At 74.0% G+C, this 21,997-nt stretch carries 18 protein-coding genes; 12 read left to right on the top strand and 6 right to left on the bottom strand.

Translation table 11 applies throughout. The features are described from left to right. Positions 1–104: 104 nt before the first annotated feature. Positions 105–1,016 carry an NADP-dependent oxidoreductase gene (locus tag ACGFRB_RS19125; RefSeq protein WP_393244370.1) on the bottom strand — a complete coding sequence of 304 codons (912 nt, stop codon included), beginning with the start codon at positions 1,014–1,016 and terminating at the stop codon, positions 105–107. Between the two features lie 204 nt (positions 1,017–1,220). Between ACGFRB_RS19125 and ACGFRB_RS19120 the strand changes: the two genes are divergently transcribed. From ACGFRB_RS19120 to ACGFRB_RS19065, 12 genes are all read left to right on the top strand, one after another. Beyond that, the gene (locus ACGFRB_RS19120; protein ID WP_393244368.1) at positions 1,221–2,480 is read left to right on the top strand and encodes a sedoheptulose 7-phosphate cyclase; all 1,260 of its coding nucleotides are present in this window, start codon (positions 1,221–1,223) and stop codon (positions 2,478–2,480) included. Further along, positions 2,473–3,429 carry a cupin domain-containing protein gene (locus tag ACGFRB_RS19115; RefSeq protein ID WP_393244366.1) on the top strand — a complete coding sequence of 319 codons (957 nt, stop codon included), beginning with the start codon at positions 2,473–2,475 and terminating at the stop codon, positions 3,427–3,429. The genes ACGFRB_RS19120 and ACGFRB_RS19115 overlap by 8 nt, the downstream gene beginning before the upstream one ends. Before the next feature lie 116 nt (positions 3,430–3,545). Then, positions 3,546–3,968 (top strand): hypothetical protein, encoded by a 423-nt coding sequence (locus ACGFRB_RS19110; RefSeq protein ID WP_393244364.1) that lies wholly within the window; start codon positions 3,546–3,548, stop codon positions 3,966–3,968. 12 nt (positions 3,969–3,980) lie between these two features. Further along, positions 3,981–5,078 (top strand): alcohol dehydrogenase catalytic domain-containing protein, encoded by a 1,098-nt coding sequence (locus tag ACGFRB_RS19105; protein WP_363002898.1) that lies wholly within the window; start codon positions 3,981–3,983, stop codon positions 5,076–5,078. Positions 5,079–5,392: 314 nt separating this feature from the next. Further along, the gene (locus ACGFRB_RS19100) at positions 5,393–6,178 is read left to right on the top strand and encodes an SDR family oxidoreductase (protein ID WP_393244363.1); all 786 of its coding nucleotides are present in this window, start codon (positions 5,393–5,395) and stop codon (positions 6,176–6,178) included. A gap of 163 nt (positions 6,179–6,341) precedes the next feature. Continuing rightward, positions 6,342–7,433, top strand: coding sequence for a VOC family protein (locus ACGFRB_RS19095; RefSeq protein ID WP_393244361.1), 1,092 nt, complete (start codon positions 6,342–6,344; stop codon positions 7,431–7,433). Positions 7,434–7,560: 127 nt separating this feature from the next. Further along, complete coding sequence (locus ACGFRB_RS19090) at positions 7,561–8,571, top strand: ketoacyl-ACP synthase III family protein (protein WP_363002904.1); 1,011 nt, start codon at positions 7,561–7,563, stop codon at positions 8,569–8,571. Positions 8,572–8,574: 3 nt separating this feature from the next. Beyond that, positions 8,575–9,750: a transaldolase family protein gene (locus tag ACGFRB_RS19085; protein ID WP_393244359.1), complete on the top strand. Its 1,176-nt coding sequence runs from the start codon at positions 8,575–8,577 to the stop codon at positions 9,748–9,750. Positions 9,751–10,203: 453 nt separating this feature from the next. Further along, on the top strand, positions 10,204–10,866 hold the full coding sequence (locus ACGFRB_RS19080) for a hydrolase (protein ID WP_361229803.1): 663 nt from the start codon (positions 10,204–10,206) through the stop codon (positions 10,864–10,866). 196 nt (positions 10,867–11,062) lie between these two features. Beyond that, a complete protein-coding gene (locus ACGFRB_RS19075) occupies positions 11,063–11,650 on the top strand; it encodes a DoxX family protein (RefSeq protein WP_393244627.1) in 588 nt (195 codons plus the stop codon). Next, on the top strand, positions 11,631–12,413 hold the full coding sequence (locus ACGFRB_RS19070) for a YoaK family protein (protein WP_393244357.1): 783 nt from the start codon (positions 11,631–11,633) through the stop codon (positions 12,411–12,413). The genes ACGFRB_RS19075 and ACGFRB_RS19070 overlap by 20 nt, the downstream gene beginning before the upstream one ends. 53 nt (positions 12,414–12,466) lie before the next feature. Further along, on the top strand, positions 12,467–14,107 hold the full coding sequence (locus ACGFRB_RS19065) for an MFS transporter (protein WP_393244355.1): 1,641 nt from the start codon (positions 12,467–12,469) through the stop codon (positions 14,105–14,107). Here the strand turns inward: ACGFRB_RS19065 and ACGFRB_RS19060 are convergent. The 5 genes from ACGFRB_RS19060 to ACGFRB_RS19040 form a co-directional block, all read right to left on the bottom strand. Beyond that, a complete protein-coding gene (locus tag ACGFRB_RS19060; protein ID WP_393244354.1) occupies positions 14,104–15,114 on the bottom strand; it encodes a helix-turn-helix domain-containing protein in 1,011 nt (336 codons plus the stop codon). The two genes, ACGFRB_RS19065 and ACGFRB_RS19060, sit on opposite strands and share 4 nt — an antisense overlap. 148 nt (positions 15,115–15,262) lie before the next feature. After that, positions 15,263–16,051: a carbohydrate ABC transporter permease gene (locus ACGFRB_RS19055; RefSeq protein ID WP_393244352.1), complete on the bottom strand. Its 789-nt coding sequence runs from the start codon at positions 16,049–16,051 to the stop codon at positions 15,263–15,265. Between the two features lie 38 nt (positions 16,052–16,089). Beyond that, the gene (locus tag ACGFRB_RS19050; RefSeq protein WP_393244350.1) at positions 16,090–17,079 is read right to left on the bottom strand and encodes a carbohydrate ABC transporter permease; all 990 of its coding nucleotides are present in this window, start codon (positions 17,077–17,079) and stop codon (positions 16,090–16,092) included. Then, complete coding sequence (locus ACGFRB_RS19045; protein ID WP_393244348.1) at positions 17,066–18,433, bottom strand: extracellular solute-binding protein; 1,368 nt, start codon at positions 18,431–18,433, stop codon at positions 17,066–17,068. The genes ACGFRB_RS19050 and ACGFRB_RS19045 overlap by 14 nt, the downstream gene beginning before the upstream one ends. Positions 18,434–18,575: 142 nt before the next feature. Beyond that, entirely contained in the window at positions 18,576–21,644 is a 3,069-nt protein-coding gene (locus ACGFRB_RS19040) for an AAA family ATPase (protein ID WP_393244346.1), read from the bottom strand. Between the last annotated feature and the right edge of the window lie 353 nt (positions 21,645–21,997).

Raw genomic sequence — 21,997 nt, 5'->3', positions numbered from 1 at the left:
AGGCGGGGCGCGGTGATCGCGAGGCCGATCAGGGCCGGCCGGGGTCGGCCGGGGGTGACCGAGGCCGATCAGGGCCCGTCGGGACCGGTCAAGCCCCAGGCCGGTCAGGCCCAGGGATCGATCAGCAGCTTTCCGCGCGCGCCGCCCGCCGCGAGCCGCCGGTGCGCTTCGCCGGCCTCGGCCAGCGGGAACGTCTCGGCGACGCGCAGGGTGAGTACGCCCTTGTCGACCAGGCCGGACAGCTCTTCGAGACGCCGCCCGTCCTGCTCGACGTACGACATGCGCACCTCGATGCCGCGCTCCGCCACGGGCGGGGCCGTCGGCACGATCGAGACGGCGCGTCCGCCGTCGCGCACCCCGGCGATCGCCGCGGGCAGGCCGGCGGTCTCCAGGAGCGAGGCGGCGGCCCCCGCCGGGACGGGGTGCTCGCTGGAGTACACCTCGTGGGCGCCCAGCGCGCGCAGCCGCTCGGCGTCGCCGGGACGGCCGTAGGCGAGCACGCGCAGGCCCCGGTGGACGGCCAGCTGGACGGCGAACCCGCCCACCGAGCCGGTCGCGCCGGTGACCAGCAGCGGGCCGCCGGCCGGCGGGTCGAGGACCTCCAGCGCCTGGTGGGCGGTGAGCCCGCCGAGCGGCAGCGCCGCCGCGTGGGCGAGCTCGGCCTCCCGGGGGGCCGGCGCGGCCAGGCCGGCGTCGAGGGCGACGTACTGCGCGTACGTCCCGACGCCGGTGGCCATCTGGGCGGACATGGCGACGACCCGGTCCCCGGCGGCGAAGCGGTCGACCCCGGGGCCGCACTCCTCCACGGTGCCGGAGAGGTCCCAGCCGAGGGTCATCGGGAAGTCGAGGCGGACGTGATCGGCCTTGGAACCCGAACGGACCTGGAGGTCGACCGGGTTCACGGCCGCCGCGGCCACCTTGACCAGGATCTGTCCGGGGCCGGCGGCGGGGCGGGGAAGTTCGGCCACGGTGAGCTCTTCGGGGCCCCCGTACCGGGGCAGAGTGCTGGCGCGCACGCAGGTGCCTCCTACAGATATGTGATTACGGCAGAACGTAGCAGTCGTTCGGTTCTCGTCTCCGGCCTGCGCGTACACGGGAGTTCTACTTCGCCAAGTCCAGAAAATGGTCCATCGAGGCTTGCTGTTGATTGCTTGAGAATGCATAGATTAAGACCGCTCTCCGCACCCGAGAGGCTCTCTCCGAACCAGTTGAGGTGATCTGTGTCCGGGAACAATTCGGCACTTCTGGGCCGACCCAGCGAGCGCACCCAGACCGTCGCGGCACAGCCCGGCGCGGGTCTGTACGCCTACAGCGAGCGCATCGACGCCTGGGTGGTCCGTACCGCCAAGCCCGTCAGCTACGAAGTGCGCGTCGCCGACGGCCTGTTCGACTTCGGCCGCACGGACCTGCTGGAGCCGGCCGCGGCTCCCGGCACCCGGCTGCGCCGGTTCGTGGTGATCGACTCGGACGTGGACCTGCTGCACGGCAGCCGGATCCGCGCCTACTTCGACTACCACGACGTGGACTACACCCTCTGCGTCGTCCCCGCCGACGAGACGGTCAAGAGCTTCGAGACCGCCGCGCGGATCGTCGAGGATCTCGACGCGTTCGGCGTCGACCGGCGCCGGGAGCCCCTCATCGTCATCGGCGGCGGGGTCCTGATGGACATCGTCGGCCTGGCGAGCAGCCTCTACCGCCGCGGCACCCCCTTCATCCGCGTCCCCACCACCCTGATCGGCCTGGTCGACGCGGGTGTGGGCGCCAAGACCGGGGTCAACTTCAACGGGCACAAGAACCGGCTCGGCACCTACTTCCCGGCCGATCTCACCCTCCTGGACCGCAGCTTCCTCGCCACGGTCGGCCGCCGCCACATCGGCAACGGCATGGCCGAGATCCTGAAGATCGCCCTGATCAAGGACGCGCGGCTGTTCGACCTCCTGGAGAGCCACGGACCGCTGCTCCTCGACGAGAAGTTCCAGGGCGAGACCGGCGGCGGCGAGGCAGCCGCGCGCGAGGTCGTCCGCCGCGCCATCCAGGGCATGCTGGAGGAACTCCAGCCCAACCTCTGGGAGGCCAAGCTGGAGCGCTCGGTCGACTACGGGCACACCTTCAGCCCGACCGTGGAGATGAGCGCCCTGCCGGCCCTGCTGCACGGCGAGGCGGTCTGCGTCGACATGGCGCTGACCACGGCCATCGCCCGGCGCCGCGGTCTGATCAACGACATCGACGCCCAGCGGGTGTACGACGTGATGCGCTCGCTCGAACTGCCCGCCTGGGACGACCTGCTCGATCAGCCGGAACTCCTCACGGCGGCGCTGCGCGACACCGTCCGCCACCGCGACGGCATGCAGCACCTCCCGCTCCCGGTCGGTATCGGCGACGTCACCTTCGTCAACGACCTCGGCGAGCAGGAACTGCTCGACGCGGTCTTGGAGTTGAAGGTCGTCGGACGGCGCGCCGGGAGCCCCGAGCATGTCTGAGACGGCCTACGCCCCCGCCCCGGCGCGGACATCGGAGCAGGCGCCGGAGTCCATGGGCGCGGCCATGGCCCCGGTGGCCCCGGTGGCCCCGGTGGCCCCGGTGGCCCCGGTGGACCCGATGGCCTTGGCGCCGGCGTACGGCGCCGAAGTGATCGTCGGTGACGTCAGCGGCCCCGCCCACATCCACGGGGTGCACGGCACCACCGGGCTCACCCGCTGGAAGGCCCTCGCGTCCGGCGCGGATCTGCGCGGGGGCTGGGAGGCCGTCGAGTGGGCGAGCGTCCCGCCGGGCGGGGTCAGCGGGGAGCACCTGCACACCCGGACCGAGGAGGTCTACTTCATCCTCTCCGGCACCGGCGAGATCTATCTGAACGGCGAGGGCCACCCGGTCGCACCCGGCACGCTGATCCTCACCGGGCTCGGCACCGTGCACGGTCTGCGCAACACCGGCGACACCGATCTGGACTGGCTCGTCATCGAGATGCGCTCGCCCCGCTTCGACCGGGCGCTCGCCGCCCGCGTCCCCGCCGGTGTCCCCGCCCCGGCCCATGCTTCCGCCCCCGCTTTCGCCCCTGCCCCCGCCACGGAGGAGCCCCCGGTGTCATCCGCGCGCCTGCACGATCTGCGAGCCGAGCGTTCCGTCTCCCCGACCGGGGTCTTCACCGGCCCGCTGCGCTCGATCGCGCTGCGGACGGTCGATGCCGCGGGCACCGCCGAGCTGGCGGCCGAGGGGTGCGAGCACATGGTGTTCGTGCTCTCCGGCACGGGCTGGGTCGAGGGCGGCAGCGGTACGGCGGAGCTCCACCCGGGCACGGCCGTGACGCTGCCCCTGGGCACCCGGGCCCGGATCGGCGCGGACCGCGAGCGGGGCCTGGAGTTCTTCCACGCCGAGGTCGCGGTAGCGCCGGCGCCCGCGACCGCGCTGCCGGAACCGGAGCCGGTCCGGTGATCGTCAGCGAACCCGCTTCCCCTTCCCTCCGACTGCGGTCGGGCACCCCGGACGCCGGCACCCCCGGCGGCCAGAGTGCCCCCGGAGGCACCTGGCGGTGCCTCTCCCGCCGCGGCATGCTGCACAGCGAGTGCGAGTCCTTCGAACAGATCCGGCTGGGTCCCGGCGCCACCTGGGCGCACGCCCCGTCGCACGGCACCGAGGCGGCCCTGTACGCCGTCGCCGGGTCGGCGTCGGTGTTCACGGACGCCGACGCCCTTGCCGGTGATCACGGTGACGGCCCCGGCGACGCGGGTGACGCGGACGGCCACGGCAGTGGCGACGGCGCAGGTGCGCGGGCGCTCGGCGCCGGTGGCGCGCTGCTCGTCGCGGCCCGCGCCGCCGTCCGGGTCACCGCCGGATCCGAGGGACTCGACCTTCTCGCGGTGCGGCTCCTGCCGGCCGATGTCATCTCCCAACTGCCTTCGCGCGTACCGGAGCTGCCGTCGCACCTGCAGGCCCCGATTTTCCGCCCGGCGACCACGGCGGGCGCCGATTGAGGAGGGGATGTTTTGGCTGAACACCACGAAAGAGTGCTGCCACCCACGGACGACCTGCTGTGCGGCCGCTGGCCGAACGGGTCCATGAGCGCCGCGGCGATCCTGGACAAGGGCAAGGTCGGCCAGGTGGAGCTGGAGATACCGGGACCCGAGCTGGGGTACGTCCTGGTGGCTCCCACGACGGTCGGCATCTGCGGCACCGACCTCGAACTCCTGCACGGGACAGCCAGTTACGTGCAGGACGGGCGGGCCACATTGCCCCATGTGTTCGGCCACGAGTGGGTCGGACGCGTGGTGGCGATCGCCGGAAACTGCCAGTACTCCCGGCAGTTGAAGATCGGTGACCGTGTCGTCGGGCAGACCATGCTCTCCTGCGGGGGCTGCCGCGCGTGTCAGCGGGGTCACCGCAACGAGTGCTCCGAACTCAAGGAGGTCGGTCTCTACGGTCAGCAGGGCGCGGCGGCGGAGTTCATCCGGCTGCCGGCCCAGTCCCTGACCAAGGTTCCGCCGGGCGTCGACGATTTCGCGGCGGCTCTCGCGGAACCCGCGGTCACGGTGCTCGCGGCGATGGACAAGGTCGGGGTCTTCCCCGGCGAGCGCGTCCTCGTCTTCGGCACCGGCACCATGGGTCTGCTGGCCGTGCAGATGGCCCGCCGGGTGGCGGGCACGGTCGACGTCGTGGGGATCGACGACGCCGGCATCGGGGCCGCGCTGCGCATGGGGGCGGAACACGCCTTCCTGCCCGGCGAGGCGCCCGACGGAGACTACGACGTCGTCATCGAGGCGTCCGGGGCGGTTCCGGCTCTGCTGGAGGCGCTGCGGGTCGCCGACATCGGCGGACGGATCGCGGCGGTCGGCGTGCCGAGCGATCCGCTGCCGGCCGTCGACGCCTCCGAACTGGTCCTGCGCGGGGTCACCATGACCGGCGTACGGCACGGGCTCGACTACTACGAGCGCGCGCTGCGGCTGTTCTCGGACGGCGTCCTGACGGCGAAGGGCATGATCGCCGACGTCTTCGAGCCGTCGGACGTCGACAAGGCGTTCGAACTGCTGGAGAGAGGACGCCGGGCCGCCCCCAAGGTGGCCCTGTCGCTGACCCCCCGTCCCTGAAGGGGGTCGGACGTCGCGGGCCGACGCCCCTGACGCCTTGCCCCGGGCGTCAGGGGCACCCGCGGGGCCCGTCCGGGGCCCGCCCCCGTACGGAAACCGCCCCGCAACACCCCCCACACCGCACCATCCCCCACACCGCACCATCCCCCACACCGCAACACCCCCCGGCACCAACCAACCCCCCACCCCCACCCCCCACTTCACGAACTTCCCGGTTTCTCCCGGCACTTCCTCGGTTCCCCACGCTCCTCCCGGTCCTCCCGGTCCTTCCGGCCGTCCCGGCCTTCCCGGTCCCCATCAGAAAGGGCACACCCATGAATCGCCCCATCGCCGTCGTCACCGGCGCCAGCTCGGGCATCGGCGTGGCCGTGGCCGAGGCGCTCGCCGCGGCCGGCTTCGACCTCGTCGTGGGTTACGGGCGGCAGGCCGCCGCCGCGAAGGAGGTCGCCGACAAGATCGCCGCGCGCCACGGCGTACGGGCCGAGACCCTCGGGCTCGACCTGACCGACCCGGCGGGCGCCGGCGAGGCCCTGCGCGCCTGCGTCGACGCGTTCGGCGGCATCGACGTCCTGGTCAACAACGCGGGCCTGAATCGGCGTGCGAGCGTCGTCGAGGAGACCCTGGAGGACTGGCAGCGCATCCTCGACGTCAACCTGACCAGCCCGTTCCGGCTGAGCCAGATCGCCGTCGCGCGCATGCTGGAGCAGGGCCGAGGCGGCCGGATCGTCAACATCACCAGCATCCACGAGCACATCCCGATCGGGGAGGGCAGCACCTACTGCGCCGCCAAGGGCGGCCTGGGCGCGCTGACCAAGGCGATGGCGCTCGACCTCGCCCCGCACGGCATCACGGTGAACGCCGTGGCCCCCGGCGAGACCGCCACCCCGATGAACAACGTCCCCGTGGGCGTGGACGCCGCCGAGATCGCCCGCCCGGCCATCCCCGCCGGCCGCCCCGGCCGCCCGGACGAGGTCGCCGCCCTCGTCGCGTACCTGGCCTCGCCCGCCGCCGCGTACACCACCGGCACCTCGATCCTGATCGACGGCGGCATGGCGCTGAGCGCGGCCGTCGCCAACGCCGCGCGGGCCGGCACCGTCTGAGGCCGCCCGGCCCCGGCCCGGGTCCGGGGAACCACCGGCACCGCCGGACGGCCCCGCACCTCGGCCCCGTCGGGCCGTCCGCTCCGCCCGCCCCGCCCCGCCCCGGCCGTCCGCGTCCGGCAGCCCGCTTCCGCACCCGCGTGCCCCGACCTTGGAGCTGAGCATGTCCCGCACCACCGCGACCGGCACGGCCGTCGCCATCCCCACCGCCCGCAACGTCGACCACTACGCCTACACCGTCGCGGACCTGGAGACGGCGGTGGACTTCTGCACCACGGTGCTCGGCGCCGAGGTCCTCTACCGGCTCGGCCCCGTCGAGGAGCCGGGCAGCGACTGGATGACCCGCCAGCTCGGCGTCCACCCGCGCGCCAGCGCGCGGATCGCGATGCTGCGCTTCGGACCGGACGCCAACCTGGAGCTGTTCCAGTACACCGCGCCCGAACAGAACACCAAGGCACCGGAGTTCACCGATGTCGGCGGCCACCTCATCGGCGTCCACGTGTGCGACCTGGACGAGGCGCTCGACGCGGCCCGCCGCTCCGGCCGGGTCCGCGTGCTCGGCGAGCCCCGCACGGACGAGGACGGCCCGACGAAGGGCAACCGCTGGATCCACCTCCTCACGGACTGGGGCATGCGCGTCGAACTGCGCCAGCTCGCCCCGTGGTTGCCGTACGAGGCGGACACGGACGCGCGGGTCTACCGGCCCGTCGGCGACTGGCGGGGCGGCCTGCCCGGCGCCCTCGGCATCGGCCACGTCGGCTACACCGTCGCCGACCTGGACGAGGCCGTCGCCTTCTTCACCGGTCCGATGGGCGGCGAACTCGTCTACCGCATCGGCGAGTCGGTGGACGAGGAGACGGCGCGCGTCCAGTACGCGGCCTCCGGCGCCTTCCGCAAGGACACCGCGGCGATCCGGCTCGGCCCCGTCACCACCGTGGAGCTCAGCGCCATCGCGATCGAGGGCGGCCGCACGGAGCGCCCCCGCAACAGCGACGTGGGCGGCCACCACTTCGCGTTCTTCGTCGAGGACGTCGAGCGCGCCGCCGCCTGGCTCGCGGACCTCGACGGCGCCGAAGTCCTCGGCGAGCCCCAGCTGATCGTGGACGGCGGACCGATCCACGGCGACCGCTGGGTCTACTTCCGCGGCGTCGGCGGCTTCCAGCTGGAGGTGCTGAACATGCCGCCCGGCATGCCGTACGAGGCGCACACCGACTCCCGCCGGTTCGGCCCGAGTCCCGAGTGGACCAACCGCTAGACACATCCCCCGTGTTGGGCGAGCGCCGACCGGGCCCGGAAGCACCGGGCCCGGAAGCACCGGACGCGCCGGCGCGCGGACAGGAACGGGACCAGGACCAGGATCAGGATCAGGAAGGGGAGCGCGCGTGCGCTGGGACGAGATCTACGTGGAGAGCGCGGCCGCCGAGTTCGGGGAGTCGCAGACCGGTGAAGAGGCCGTCACGGAAGGGCTGTTGCCGGTCGAGGAATGGGAGAAGAGCCGCCAGCGCTCCGTGTCGGTGAGCACCACGCGCAGCGCGCCCGAACTCGCCGTCGCCGCGGGGCGCACGGCCCTCGCCCGCGGCGGGCGGGACCCCAGGGACGTCGGGCTGCTGATCCACGCCGACTGCTGGTACCAGGGGCTGGAGTTCTGGAACACGGCCGCGTACCTCCAGGACCGGATCCTCGGTCACGACGACTGCGTGTCGTACGAGCTGCGCCAGATGTCCAACGGCGGCATGAGCGCCCTGGAGAACGCGGCGGCCCGGCTCACCGCGATCCCCTCCACCAAGGCGGCCCTGGTCACCACCGGCGACCGGTTCGCCGCCCCGGCCTTCCCCCGCTGGAGCACCGACCGGGGCCTGGCGTTCGGCGACGCGGGAACGGCCGTCGTGCTGTCCCGCACCCCGGGCCCGCTGCGGCTGATCGCCACCGCGGCCTACTCGCAGCCGATGCTGGAGGGGCTGCACCGGGGCGACGAGCCGTTCCTGGCGAGCGGATCCGAGTCCGGGGTGCTCGACCTCGTGGCGCGCAAGAAGGGCTTCATGCGCGGGTATTCCCCGGAGGAGGTCACCACGCGCAACGAGGAAGGCATGATGTCCGCGGTCAAGAACTGTCTCGCGGAGGCCGGCAGCGACATCCAGGAGATGGCCGTCGTGATCGTGCCCTTCTTCGGGGCCCGGCTCTCCCAGCTCCAGTGCCTCGGCCCGCTCGGCATACAGCCCGAGGTCACCCTCCAGGAATTCGGCCTGACCGTCGGCCACTTGGGAGCCGGAGACCAGGCGGCGGGCGTCGCCAAGCTCCTGGAGGACGACACGCTGAAGAGCGGCGACCGGGTGCTCCTCGTGGGCGTCGGCGCGGGCTTCAGCTGGACGTGCGCGGTCCTGGAGAGGAGCTGACCGATGGCCCCGACACGAGGTGTGACGGCCAAAGAGGCCGACCGGATGAGCCAGGCCTGGCGGCTCCTGGAACGCGAGGGCGTCGACGTGTGGATCGACGTCACGGCCCTCGGCGGGGGAGCGGCGCACGAGGTGCGCCGCGCGCTCGCCCAGGGCGAGGTGGCGGGTGCGCGCATGGGCGCGCCGCGCGGCCGGTCCGCCGACGCGATCCGGCAGGCCTGCGACAGCCTGCTCCCGCTGTACCGGCGCAGCGGGGGCAGCCAGGGCCTGGTCTCGGTACAGCCGGCCGAGCTGACGGCGAAGGGCGCGGAGCCGTCCGAATCCGGTGCCGGGGGCGCGCCCGGTGCCGAGGGGACGCCCGGCGCCGCGCCGGGGGCCGGGCCCGGGAGCTGGGTCGCGCGGGCCCGTGCCCTGCGCGAGGAGATCGGGCGGCCCAACCTGGTCGTACGGATCCCCGTCCAGGCGGCCGACCCGGCGACCCTGCGGGCCCTGTTCGCCCTGGGGATCCCGGTGGAGGTGTGCCGGGTGCGCTCGCCGCGCCAGTACGGGCAGGCGGCCACCGCCCTCGTGGCGGCCCTGGACCGGCCCCGTCCCGTCCCCGGTGACCCGTCCGGCACCCCGGTCGCTCCGGTCACCCTGGTCTCGTTCATCTCCTTCGACCTCACCGGTCTCGACCAGCGGGTCGACGCCCGGCTCGACCTCATCGGCTCCGACGAGGCCAAGGCGCTGCGCGGCCGGGCCGGACTCGCGGCCGCCCGGCTCGCGCACCGGGTGCACGAGATGACGTTCTCCTCCGCGCGCTGGGGAGCGCTCGCGGCGGCCGGCGCCCCCGAGCCGAAGCAGCTCTGGGTGGCCGACGCCCCGACCCCGCGCCGCTCCGCGCACTACGTACAGGAACTGGTCACCGAGGGCACGGCCACGGCCATGACCCCGGCGGCGGCGCACGCGCTCGCGGACGCCGGCGTGGTGGCCGGTGACCGGGTGTGGCGGCAGTACGCCGACGCGGAGCGGACGCTGAAGTTCCTCGACTGGTTCGACATCTCGGTCGAGGCCGTGGCCGCCGAAGGGGCGACGGCGCGTGGCGGCACGGTGCTCCCGTCCCCGCGGGCCGCCTGGCCGGCACCTCCGGTCACCCTCGCGGTCCCGGCCCCCGCCGCGGCCCCCGCGATGGTGCCGTAGCCGGTCCGTCCACCGTCCCTGCCCCGCACGGCCCCCGCCCCGCCCCCCGTCCCCGGACCGCCCTCGCCGCGGTCCGGGGACGCGGCCGTTCCCGGCGCGGGCGGCGGGCGGCGGGCGGCTCGCGCACCGCGCACGGAACCGGGTGGAAAGGCAGTGCACAGGGGGACCGTTCGCTGTGCGCCTCAGGGCCACCTGGGAATCCGGGCCGGAAATAGCGTGGCGGAGCCGAGGGCGAGGAGACGCCGGAAGGAACGCGATCCGTGAGGTGAATCGTGCGGGCCGCCAAGGAGCGGCCGAGCCGATTCCCGTCGCGTATCGCGTTCCTTCCGGCCCCCGCGCCTCTCGAACTCCCGGGAAGGGCCCGGCCTTCGTGTCGCCCTTCCCGGGACACCACCGCAGTTCGCCCCGCCATCGCGCGGCCGCGTTCGTCCCCGTTTTCGGAAAGGCACCACCATGGTCAACATCTCCGAGGTCACCGCGTCCCCGAGCCCCGACCTGCTCACCCCCGACAACTGCGCGGTGCTCTTCGTCGACCACCAGCCGCAGATGTTCTTCGGCACCGGCAGCGGCGACCGCACCGCGATCATCAACGCGACGGTCGGCCTGGCGAAGTCGGCCAAGGCGTTCGGCGTCCCGACCGTGCTCAGCACCGTCGCCGCCGAGTCGTTCTCCGGCCCGATCATGCCGCAGCTCGCCGAGGTCTTCCCCGGCCAGGAGATCGTCGACCGTACGACGATGAACGCCTGGGAGGACGAGGCCTTCGTCGAGGCCGTCAAGGCCACCGGCCGCAAGAAGCTGGTCATCGCCGGTCTGTGGACCGAGGTCTGCGTCGTCCTGCCCGCGCTCTCCGCGCTCGCCCAGGACTACGAGGTCTACGTCGTCACCGACGCCTCCGGTGGCGTCAGCCCGCAGGCCCACGAGCACGCCATCCAGCGCATGGTCCAGGCCGGCGTCGTCCCCGTCACCTGGGTGCAGGTGCTCCTGGAGCTCCAGCGTGACTGGGCCCGCGGCGAGACCTACATGTCGGTCATGGACGTCGTGAAGGAGCACGCCGGCGCCTACGGCCTCGGTGTGGTCTACGCGCAGGCCGTCATCGGCGCGCACGCCGCCGGCTGATCCACCGCTCGACAGCGGTTCGCGCGCGGTTCGTTGGCGGACCGCGTGCGGACCGCGCGCGAACCGGTCGAGGGCCGCGCACGGGCAGGGCGGATCGCGCGGGGGCGTGACGGTTCGCGGTTCACGTTCCTCAGGGAGCGGGTCGCGGACGACGGACAACGGACAGACGAGTCGGGAACAGGCGGGCAATCGGATGATGGACGCGGGACTGCTGGTCCTCCGCGCGGTGGTGGGACTGCTCGTCGCCGGGCACGGGGTCCAGAAGGTGAGTTTCCACCTCGGGGGCCACGGACTGGCGGGCGGGACCGAGGAGTTCCGTCATGACGGCTTCCGAGGGGGGCGACTGACCGCGGTCGTCGCCGGAGCCAGCCAGATCGGTGCCGGTCTGTTCCTGGCCGCCGGCCTGCTCACCCCCCTCGCGGCGATGGCCGCGATGGGTGTGATGACGGTCGCGGCCACCGTGAAGTGGCGCAAGGGACTGTGGGTGCAGAACGACGGGTACGAGTACCCGCTGGTCCTCGTCGTCGTCTCCGCCGCGCTCGCCCTCACCGGGCCCGGCCGGTGGTCGGTCGACCATCAACTGGGTCTTGGCTCCTGGCCGTTGTGGGTGGTGCTGCCCGCGATCGCGGCCGGGCCGGTGAGCGGTCTGCTCACCCGGGCCGTACTCCACCGCTCTGCGGCCACCGGTGCGGCGGCCGGCTCGGAAGCGGTGAGCGGGCCGGGGGCGGCGGGCGGTGTCGCCGGGCAGCCGGAAGGGGCGCGGGATGCGCGGGCCGCTGAATGACCTGCGACGCACTCTCGTACCGCCGCCGGGGGACCGCCACGGTCCGCTGCCTCCCCTCCTGTTGACGCTGACGGTGGTCACCGGCCTGGTCGACGCGGTGAGTTATCTGGCGCTCGGGCAGGTCTTCGTCGCCAACATGACGGGCAACGTGGTCTTTCTCGGTTTCGCCCTGGCTCACGCGCCGGGCCTGTCCCTCCTCGCCTCCGTCGTCGCGCTCGTCGCCTTCCTGGCCGGCGCGTTCGGCGGGGGCCGCCTGGCGTCCGCCCGGTTCGCGGCGCACCGGGGCCGGCTGCTCGCCAGGTCCACCACCGCGCAGACGGCGCTGGTCGCCGTCGCGGTGACGGCCGCCGCGATCTCCAGTGGTACCGGCGACACCGGCGGCCGTATCACCCCGGCGGTCCGCTACACCCTCGTCGTCGCCCTCGGACTCGCGATGGGCCTCCAGAACGCGGTCGCCCGTCGCCTCGCCGTCCCCGACCTCACCACGACCGTGCTGACCCTGACGCTGACCGGCCTCGCCGCCGACTCCGCCCCGGCGGGCGGCTCGGCGGGCGGCTCGGCGGGCGGTCAGGCGCCGAGGCCCGGCCGCCGACTGCTCTCGGTGACGGCGATGTTCCTCGGGGCTTACGGCGGAGCGCAGTTGGTGCTGCGCGGCCATCTCGTCCTCACGCTGAGCCTGGTTCTGGCACTGCTCGCCGCCACCTCCCTGATCACCCACCGCCTCTCGGCCGGCGACCCGGCCTGGACCCGTACCCCGGCCTGAACATGCACCCGCGCCCCACGCCGTCCAAGACCACTCCGTCCAAGACGCCCACGATGCCCACCGCGGCATCCGCCTCTCCTTCCGCCTGGGCCCCGCTCGCGGCGCGCGTCTTCCGCGCGCTGTGGATCGCGCAGCTCGCCTCCAACGTCGGCAGCTGGATGCAGACCGTGGGCGCGCAGTGGCTGCTCGTCGGCGAGAGCGCCACGCTGGTCACCCTCGTCCAGACCGCGTCCAGCCTCCCCGTCATGCTCCTCGCCCTCCCCTCCGGCGTCCTGGCGGACCGCTTCGACCGCCGGGGGGTGCTGCTGGCCGCCCAGTTCGCGATGCTCGGGGTGTCCACCGTGCTGACCGTCCTCGCGTTCACCGGCCGGCTGACGCCCGGACTGCTGCTCGGCCTCACCTTCCTCATGGGCTGTGGCACCGCCCTGATGGGCCCGGCGTGGCAGGCGATCCAGCCGGAGCTGGTGGAACGGAGCCAGCTGGGGCAGGCCGCCGCGCTCGGCGCGGTCAACATGAACCTGGCCCGGGCGGCCGGCCCGGCCCTCGGTGGCGTGGTGGTCGCGGCGGCGGGCGTCGGCTGGGTCTTCGCCTTCAACGCCGTGTCCTACCTCGGCATCGCGGCCGTCCTCATCCTGTGGAAGCGGCCCGAAGTCCCCGTGGACGGCGGCGAGAAGCTGCTGACGGCGCTGCGCACCGGCCGCCGCTACGTCCGGAACGCGCCCGGGGTCCGCCGGGTCCTGCTGCGCACGATGCTGTTCATCCCCGGCGGCGCGGCCCTGTGGGCGCTGCTCCCGCTGGTCGCGAGCCGCTCCCTGCACCTGGGGCCGGGCGGGTACGGCCTGCTGCTCGGCGCGGTCGGCGTCGGTGCCGTCGCCGGCGCCTTCGTCCTGCCCGCCGTCCAGCGCGCGCTCGGCGCCAACGGCACCCTCGCCGCGGGCGGTGTCCTCTACGCGGGCGTCCTCGCGGTCCTGGCGACGGCCCCCGCCCCGTGGCTCGCGGTGCTCGTGCTGCTGCCCGCCGGACTGGCGTGGATCGGCGTCCTGTCGACCCTCAACGCCACCCTTCAGACCCGGCTGCCCGGCTGGGTACGGGCCCGCGGGCTCGCCGTGTACCTGCTGTTCTTCCAGGGCGGGCAGGCCCTCGCGGCCCCCGTGTGGGGCGCGCTGGCGGCCGGCTGGGGGCCGGCCGTCTCCCTCCTGGCGGCGGGCGGGCTGCTCGTGGCCGGCGCGGTGAGTGTGCGCTGGTGGCCGCTGTACGACGGGGACGCCATCGACCCGAGGCCGTCCGGCCACTGGCCCGAACCACCGCTGGTGTTCGAACCGGGCCCGGCCGACGGACCCGTGCGTATCTCCGTCTCCTACCGGGTCGCGCCGGAGCACCGCGCCGCGTTCATCGGGCACATGGCGCACGTGGCCCGGTCCCGGCGGCGTACCGGAGCCCTCGACTGGGGACTCTTCCAGGACGGCAACGACCCGGCGGAGTTCGTCGAGACCTACCTGGTCGGCTCGTGGGCGGAACATCTCGCCCAGCATCACCGCAGGCTCACCGTCACCGACCGGGTCCACGAGGAACGCGCCCGCGGCCTGCTGATGCCCGGCACCGCACCGAGCGTCACGCACGCCTTCGACGTCACCGCCGGTCCGGTGGTGGGGGTACGGGCCGATGCCGGCTTGAGTGGACCGGACTCGGCTTAAACGCGGCCTCGCGGGGACGGCACCCGTCGGCTGGTCGCCTCGGTCGGTCCGGTTGCCCCGGTCGCCTCGGTCGGGCCGGTCGTCGTCCGGCTGCCGGGCGTCGCCTCGGTCGCCCCGGCGGACCGTACGGACAGGGCCGCGCCCAGCGTCGCCGCCTCCTCGCCCGTACGCCACTGCCTCGGGGACATCCCGTACGCCGTCCGGAACACCCGGCTGAAGTGCGCGGCGCTCGCGAATCCCCAGCGGTGCGCCACCGCCGCGATCGTCACGTGCGGATAGCGCGCCAGGTCGCGCCGGGACCGTTCGAGGCGGCGCCGCTGGATCCACCGGCTGACGGTGGCGTCCTCGCCCTCGAAGAGCTTGTGCAGGTAGCGCAGGGATATGTGATGGGCCCGGGCGATGGTCCGCGGGGTCAGCCCGGCGTCGGGCAGATGACGGTCGATGTACGCGTGGATCCGCGCGCGCAGCGCCCGGTTGCCGGCGGACGGGTCCACGGGCGTGTCCACGGCCGTGCCGGTCGCGATGTTCGTCGCGATGTCCGGCAGGGGCGCGGGTGCGGGCTCCTTGGCGGAGGCCGCCCGGTCGGCCCGGCCTGTGCGCGCGAGGTCGTAGACGACGACGTCCCCCGGCCCGAGAAGGACCTCCCGGTCGTCGTGTTCCAGCTGGGCGACGCCCCGTTCCAGCATGGTGAAGACGACGTACCGGGGCTGCCCGTCCGGCCGGATGAGACGGCGGGCGCGCGGGGCGTGCGGGAAGTCGCCGGGCAGGGTGACGGCCTGGGTCGCGGACGCGAGCGGGCCGAGCGGGTCGCGCGGGGGCGTACCGCCCGGGCCCGGTCCCGCGCCCGGGTCCGTGGTGCGCGACGCCCGCGCGGGGACCGGGAAGCGTACGGCACCGCGGGTCTGGGGCAGGACCGCGCGCCGGAACGCCCGCTCGGCCGGGCCGGGCGGGGCGTCGGTGATGTCGATGTGGTCGGGGGCGGCGCGCTCCGGAATGTCCGAGGCCATGCTCGTGCCTTTCGACTCGGGTGCCTTCCGCACCCCACCGTGCCAGCCGGGCCGGGCCGGCACATCGCGTGAACCCGCTAGATCGGCCGATTGTTCCGGGCCGGCGCCCGCCTGCCGGAGGGCCGGTTCCGGCGCGCGGACGGGGTCTTCAGTCGAGGGCGCCGCCGGTCGCTCCGGAGGTGACACGGCGCTGGGCGAGGACGAGCAGCAGGGCGGCCGGCAGGGACGCGAGGACGGCGGTCGCCATGACGGCGTTCCACTGACTGGTGTGGGCGCCTAGGTAGTCGTACAAGCCCAGGGTGATCGGCCGGACGGTGTCCGTCGTGGTCAGGGCGAGCGCGAAGAGGAAGTCTCCCCAGGCGAAGAGGAAGGTGAAGACCGCCGCGGTGACCAGCGCGTTGACGTTCAGGGGGAGCACCACGGACCACAGGACGCGCAGCCGGCCCGCGCCGTCCAGTCGGGCCGCCTCGACGATCTCCCGGGGGACGGTCCGCATGGACGTGTGCAGGATGACGATCGCGAAGGGCACTCCGGCGGTGGCGTCGGCGAGGACGAGTCCGAGGTACGAGTTCAGCAGCCCCAGTTCGGCATATGCCCCGTAGAGCGCGTTCGCGAGGACGATCCCCGGCACCATCTGGGTGACCAGCACCCCGAGCAGGACGGGCCGGGTGCCGCGCAGGCCGAGCAGCGCCAGTCCGTACGCGGCCGGTGCGGCGAGTCCGAGGCTGAGCACCACGCTGCCGAGGCATATGACAAGGCTGGTGAGGAGGTTCCGTCCCTGGTCGCGCAGCGCGACTCCGTACCCGCCGAGATCGGGGGAGGAGGGGAACCAGTCGCCGCGCACGATGCCGCCGGCGGGCTGGAACGAGGCGTTCACCATCCAGTACACGGGGAACAGCAGCACGGCGAGCAGGACGATCCCGACGACTGTGGACAACGGTCCCCGGCGCCTGCCGTGGCGTCTCTGTACGCGCGTCACGCCGGCACCTCCCGTACGGGCTCCCTGTGCCGTACGGGCTCCGCGCGCCGCCGCCCCGCCCGCAGATGGACGAGGGCGAACACGGTCGAGGCGGCGACGAGGACGTTGCCGAGCACCGCGCCGCGCCCGAACTCGTACTGCTGGAAGGACAGCTCGTACGCGCGCGTGGCGAGCGTCTGTGTGGCACCCGCCGGGCCCCCGCCCGTCAGGACGAGGATCAGGTCCACCGACTTGAGGGTGTAGACGACGCTCAGCAGCAGGACGACGCCCGTCACCGGCCGCAGCAGGGGCCAGGTGAGATGGCGGAACGTCCGTACGGCACCGGCGCCGTCGAGTCGTGCCGCCTCGTACAGACACGGCGGTATGTCCTGGAGTCCGCCGTACAGGACGGCGGTGGTGAAGGGGACCCCCACCCAGATGTCGACGAGCACGACGGACACCAGCGCGTGGCTGGTGCCGGTGAGCCAGGGGACGCCGGACGAGGTGAGGTGGAGGGCGCGCAGCACCGCGTCGACCGGTCCGGTGTCGGGGTCGAGCATCCACCGCCAGACCGTTCCGGAGACGACGAGCGGCAGCATCCAGGGCAGCGTCAGGAGGGAGCGCAGCAGCCCGCCGAGGGGGAAGCGGCGCTGGAAGAACAGGGCGAGGGCGAGTCCGATCGCGAACTGGCCGAGGACCGATCCGGTGGTGAACAGCACCGTGTTCACCACCGCCTCCCGGAACATGCCGGAGGACAGCACCTTCGTGTGGTTGCGCAGGCCGGTGAACGGCGCGTCGCCCGTGAAGAACGTCGCGGCCGTGTACCGGCGCAGGCTCATCGAGACGTTCGCGGCGAGCGGGTAGCCGAAGAAGAGCAGCAGATACGCGGCGGCGGGCAGTACGAACAGCCACCCGGTCAGCCGTCGCCCGGCGCCCTGGAGGCCTGTCTTCCGGACTCCGCCGGGTCCGTCGGCCCCCGGCCCGCGCTCGCCCTCAGGCCCCGTCATCGTCGGTCGCGATCCGCTGCGCGTCCCTCAGGGCCTCCTCCGGCGTCTGCCGTCCCGCCAGCGCCGACTGGATCGCGGTGTAGATCCCGGTGGCCGCCTTGGGCCAGCGGACGCCGAGCCGCGCGGTCCGTACGCGCGCGTCCCCGACGCTGTCGACGAACACGCCCATCGACGGGTTCCGCTCCGCGTACCGCGCGGCGACCGCCGTGCGCGAGGGCACCGTGTGGTGCTGGGTGGCGAGGGCGAGGGAGTGCGAGGAATCGTTCAGGCAGCCCAGAACCTCGGCGGCCTTTCGCTGCCGGGCCGGGGAATCGCTCCGGGGCACGGTCCACACCTCGCCGCCGAGCGGGGTGACCGGCCGCTGTCCGGCCCGGGGTACGGGGACGGGGGCCACGCCCCACTTCAGCTTCCCGTTCTTCCCGCTCTTCCCGTTCTTGTCGTCCTTGTCGAGCTGGTCGAGCTTGTCGAGGGCCGGGATACGCCAGGGGCCGTTGATCATCATGGCCGTCCGGCCGGCGGCGAACTGGTCGTGGACATCGCCCTGGTCCCAGGTGAGCACCGACTTCGACATGGACCCGCTCGTGACGAGGTCGGTCCACAGCCGCAGGGCCCCGGCCGCCTCGGAGGTGTCGAGCTTCGTCTCGTCCCCGCCGTTCGACCACAGGAAGGGCAGGAACTGCCAGGTGCCCTCGAAGGTCGCGTTCGCGTCGACGGCCATGCCGTAGCGCCCGGGCCGGGTCAGCCGGGCCGCCGCCGTCCGCAGCTCGTCCCACGTCCTCGGCACGGCCACCCCGGCCTCGGCGAGCATGTCCTTGTTGTAGAACAGGGCGACGGTGCTGACGTACGGCGCGAGCCCGTACACCTTCCCGTCGTACGTGCCCGCCGACAGGATGCCCTCGGTGACGCCTTGGGTGTCGACGCCGAACTCGTCCAATGGAGCCAGCGCCCCGGCCCCGGCGATCTGCTGGAGGTCGGGGTTGTCCAGCATCAGCAGGTCGGGGAGAGTCCGCGAGGAGGCCTGCCGCAGGACCCGGGGGACGAGCGAAGCGGGCGGCACGCTGGTGTGCTCGATTCCGACGCCCGCCGCCTTGCCGCAGGAGGCGAGGGCCTCCTCCCACTGCTGGTGCTCGGGAGCGTCGGTGTAGTAGTCGAGCACGGTGAGGGACGAGACGGCGGCCTTGTCGTCGGAACTGGAGCCGGAGCCGTTACCGGTGCCCGCGCCCGTACCGCCGGCGCATCCGGTGACGGTGGCCAGCAACAGGGCCATGGCCATGGCCAGGGGGGCGGTCGTGGCCGTGGCCGTGGTCGGGCGGGCGGCGGGGCGCCGCGCCGGCCTGCGGGCCGGTGCATTCATGCTGGTGCCTTTGTCGAGGGAGAGTGACGGAGTACGGGGCGGGGGGTGGCGGCCCGGGGCCGGACGCATCTTGGACACGGCCGCCGGGCCGCCCCGGGGGCGAGTGCCCCGGGGATGAGTTGACGCCGACGGCGGTTCTGCCTCAGCCGTCGGGCAGGGCCGCGACCAGATTGGCCAGCTGCACCCGGGAGTTGATCGACAGCTTGCGGAACGCCGAGGTCAGGTGGGTGTTGACGGTGTGCGGGGAGAGGACGAGCAGCTCGGCGGCCGACCGGTTGGTGTGCCCCTGGGCGATCAGCCGCGCGATTTTCTTCTCCGAGGCCGTGAGTGCCTCCCAGCCCTGAACAGGGCGCTGGACGGCCTGAATGGTCTGGACGGCCTGGTGGACGGCCGCCGCCGTCCCGCGCCCGCCGCGCGGCCCGGCGGCCCCGCGCCCCGCACCGTCCAGGGCGCGCTGGGCCCGGGCCGCGGCGGCATGGGCCCCGGCCTCGGCGAACGCGTCGCGAGCCCGGGCCAGTTCCTCCGCCGCCCGCCGTTTCTCTCCCGATCCCGATCCGGAGCCAGAGCCAGAGCCAGAGCCAGAGCCAGAGCCGGAGGTCAGCAGTGTCTCGCCCAGATCGGTGCGGGCGGCGGCCCCCAGCAGCGGGCGCGGGCCCGCGCCGAGCAGCTCCACGGCACGTTCGAGGAGGGCGGGGTCGTTGCGTACGAGCCCGAGGGCCTGCGCGGCGAGCCCGGTGGCGGTCGGTACGGCCGGGTTGCGGTCCGCGTACGCCGCGGCTTGTGTGGCCAGATCCTCCGCGAGCGCCCGTTCCCCGCCGCGCAGGGCCGTCGCCACGGCGGCGGCCACGCTGTCGCGCAGCAGCCGCCAGCGCATGAACGCACCGTCCCGCTCCGCCTGCCGGATCCGCTCGACGGCACGGTCGAGGTCCCCGTCGGCCTCGGCGTGGACCGCTTCGAGATGGCGTACGGCGGCGGTGTTGCCCGGGTTCGGCTTGGCCGCGAGCCGGGTGCGCGCCACGTCCAGATGCTCCTTTGCCGCGTCCCGGTCGCCGCGCAGCAGCGCGATCCGGGAGCGCAGCACGCGTGCGTTCAACTGCTGCACAACGACCCGTACTTCGTTCTCCAGGCGTTCCATGGTCGCGAGGACGGCGTCGGCGTCGTCGAGCCGGCCCAGCCCGAGGTCGTGCTGACCCTGGGCCCACAGGAGCATCGCCTGACGGGTCGCCGTGGCGTCAGCGGCGTCCATCGCGCGCCGCAGCAGCCGCGCGCCGGAGTCGAAGTCGTCCAGGTGCAGATGCGCGACGACCGCCTCGGGGAGGAAGACGGAGTCGAGGGTGCTCAGGGCGGTGAAACGGCCGAGCGCCGCGGTGCTTTCGCCCGCGTTCTGCGCGATCTCGCCGAGCCCGGACAGCGCGAGGACGTGCGCCTCCCGGTCGCCGGTGGCGACGGCGGCGGCGAGCGCGCTCTCGCCCGTCTCGCGCGCGAGGACCAGATCCTGTTCCCGGGACAGGGCGAGCGCGCGCAGGGCGGTCAGCCGCGCGGCGATCTCGGGTGACGCGCTGCCCGTGGCGAGGGCGGCCTCGGTCCGGCGGCGCAGTTCGCCGGCGAGGTCCATGCTCCACAGGGTCTCGCCGAGGGCCGACTGGAGCCGGCCGAAGGTCGCCAGCGGCGGCCGTGCGGCGAGCAGCCGGTCGCCGGTGGCCAGGGCCTCCTGGTTCCGGCCCGCCCGGGTCAGGCAGAGGATCGCCTGCTCGCCCACCGCGAACCGGGACGGGCGCGCCGGGGGGACGAGTTCCAGGGCACGGGTCGCCAGATCGGCGGCGAGGTCCGGGGTGACCGGCAGGACGTCGTCGGCGGCGCTCCGCAGCAGCGCCACGGCCTCCTCGTCGCCGGGCAGGGCGCCCCGCAGCAGGTGCGAGGTGGCGTCGATCGGCGGGTGTCCGGCGGCGACCAGGCTCCGGGCGGCCTCCCGGTGCAGGGCCTTGCGCGCCGACGGCGGGATGTCGGCGTAGACCGCCTGGCGCAGCAGATCGTGCCGGAAGGCCAGCCGGTCGCCGTCGTCGTCCAGCAGACCGGTGCGTATGGCCTCGTCGAGCGCCCCGATCAGTTCCGCGGCCGGCCGGCCGCAGAGTGCGGCGGCCTCGTGGAAGCCGAACCGGCGGCCCAGCACCGCTCCCATCTGGAGGAGGCGCAGGGTCTCGGGGCGCAGGGGGCGGAGTCTGGCGCGTACGCCCGCGACGAGCCCGGGGGACACGGCTTCATGGCCCGTCTCGCCCGGGCGGATCGTCCCGGCCGACCCGCCCGCCCCTGTCCCGCCCGCCCCTGTCCCACTGCCCGCTGTCCCGCCGCTGCCCGTCGTGCCGGTGTCCGCGCGGGCGAAGTCGTCCGAGGTGCCGGCGGTCCGCAGGCCCGTGAGCAACTCGACGGCCAGGAAGGGGTTTCCGCCCGCTCCGTCGAGCAGTTCCCGTACACGCGGGTCGACTTCGCCACCGTGGGCTTCCTCGCCGTAGACGTCTCGGGTGAGTTGGTCGACGGCCGGGCAGGGGAGGGGGCCCAGGGGGAGGGTGACCGTCGGAAGGTGGTCCGCCGCCGCGGCGGCGATCTCCGCCGCCGGGCCCGCGGGCTCCCGCCGGCTGGTCAGGATCCACAGCACCGGGGAGGTGCCCAGACGGGTGGGAAGTTGCTGGAGGACGAACCGGCTCAGCGGGTCGGCCCACTGGACGTCGTCCAGGCCGAACAGCACCGGTCGGTCGCCGGTCCGGCTCTCGACCGCCTCCGCCAGCCGCTCGACCAGCCCGATGCCCTGGTCGTGCACCCGGGCCGGCTCCGCGAACGCGGCGAGCGACATCAGCGGCCGGGAATCCGCGCCCGCGCCCGCGCCCGTGCCCGCGCCGGAGCCCGTGCCCGTACCCGCATCCGCGCCCGCACTCGGGCCGTCGCCGCGCAGGACGCAGGATCCCAGAGAGGAGAGCGGCACCAGGTGGTGCAGTTCGTCGGCCCGGCCGGAGCAGACGGCGAACCCCGCCGCCTCCGCCCTGGCGGCCGTCTCCGCGAGGAGGGTGGTCTTGCCGATGCCCGGTTCGCCCTGGATCAGGGCGAGCGCGCCGCTTCCGGTACGGGCGACGGCGGTGATCAGCTCGTCGAGCGCGCGGAGTTCGGCTTCCCGGCCGCGCAGACCTCTACGGGACAGGGCACCGTCCGCTCCCACCATGCCCGACCCGTTCCGTTCCGTTCCGCCCTGCTGCGCCGAAGCCGGGGCCTGAGGGGGTGGGGCCGGTCCGGACTTGTCTGTCCGTGCACTCTAACTGTTCCCTCCATGCACTCGGCGGGTGGTCGTCCCAGCTCAGGGAGTCCGTGGGAGGCTCGCGAGCCCGCTGTCGCGCTGCCAGGCAAGAAGCGTGCGCGTGCGAGCAACCCGGGGTGGACCAACGGCCCTAGCGTGAGCCACCGGGTGCCGTCCGTGCCGTGAATGCCGCGCTTGTCCGGACCCCGACCATCGGCGAGCCCGCCCCGTTCCCACGGTGCCCGGCCCGCCGGACCGGAACGCCGCCCCGCGTACGTACG

Origin of the sequence: Streptomyces sp. NPDC048718 (assembly GCF_043198875.1) — a bacterium.
GTDB lineage: Bacteria > Actinomycetota > Actinomycetes > Streptomycetales > Streptomycetaceae > Streptomyces.
This window is presented reverse-complemented; position numbering and strand designations above follow the sequence as displayed.

Coding starts and splice junctions, on each gene's coding strand:
- ACGFRB_RS19040 (WP_393244346.1), bottom strand. CDS start 21,644: ATGGTGGGAGCGGACGGTGCCCTGTCCCGTAGAGGTCTGCGCGGCCGG.
- ACGFRB_RS19110 (WP_393244364.1), top strand. CDS start 3,546: ATGCTGCACAGCGAGTGCGAGTCCTTCGAACAGATCCGGCTGGGTCCC.
- ACGFRB_RS19060 (WP_393244354.1), bottom strand. CDS start 15,114: ATGGCCTCGGACATTCCGGAGCGCGCCGCCCCCGACCACATCGACATC.
- ACGFRB_RS19100 (WP_393244363.1), top strand. CDS start 5,393: ATGAATCGCCCCATCGCCGTCGTCACCGGCGCCAGCTCGGGCATCGGC.
- ACGFRB_RS19065 (WP_393244355.1), top strand. CDS start 12,467: ATGCCCACCGCGGCATCCGCCTCTCCTTCCGCCTGGGCCCCGCTCGCG.
- ACGFRB_RS19070 (WP_393244357.1), top strand. CDS start 11,631: ATGCGCGGGCCGCTGAATGACCTGCGACGCACTCTCGTACCGCCGCCG.
- ACGFRB_RS19095 (WP_393244361.1), top strand. CDS start 6,342: ATGTCCCGCACCACCGCGACCGGCACGGCCGTCGCCATCCCCACCGCC.
- ACGFRB_RS19075 (WP_393244627.1), top strand. CDS start 11,063: ATGGACGCGGGACTGCTGGTCCTCCGCGCGGTGGTGGGACTGCTCGTC.
- ACGFRB_RS19045 (WP_393244348.1), bottom strand. CDS start 18,433: ATGAATGCACCGGCCCGCAGGCCGGCGCGGCGCCCCGCCGCCCGCCCG.
- ACGFRB_RS19085 (WP_393244359.1), top strand. CDS start 8,575: ATGGCCCCGACACGAGGTGTGACGGCCAAAGAGGCCGACCGGATGAGC.
- ACGFRB_RS19115 (WP_393244366.1), top strand. CDS start 2,473: ATGTCTGAGACGGCCTACGCCCCCGCCCCGGCGCGGACATCGGAGCAG.
- ACGFRB_RS19050 (WP_393244350.1), bottom strand. CDS start 17,079: ATGACGGGGCCTGAGGGCGAGCGCGGGCCGGGGGCCGACGGACCCGGC.
- ACGFRB_RS19080 (WP_361229803.1), top strand. CDS start 10,204: ATGGTCAACATCTCCGAGGTCACCGCGTCCCCGAGCCCCGACCTGCTC.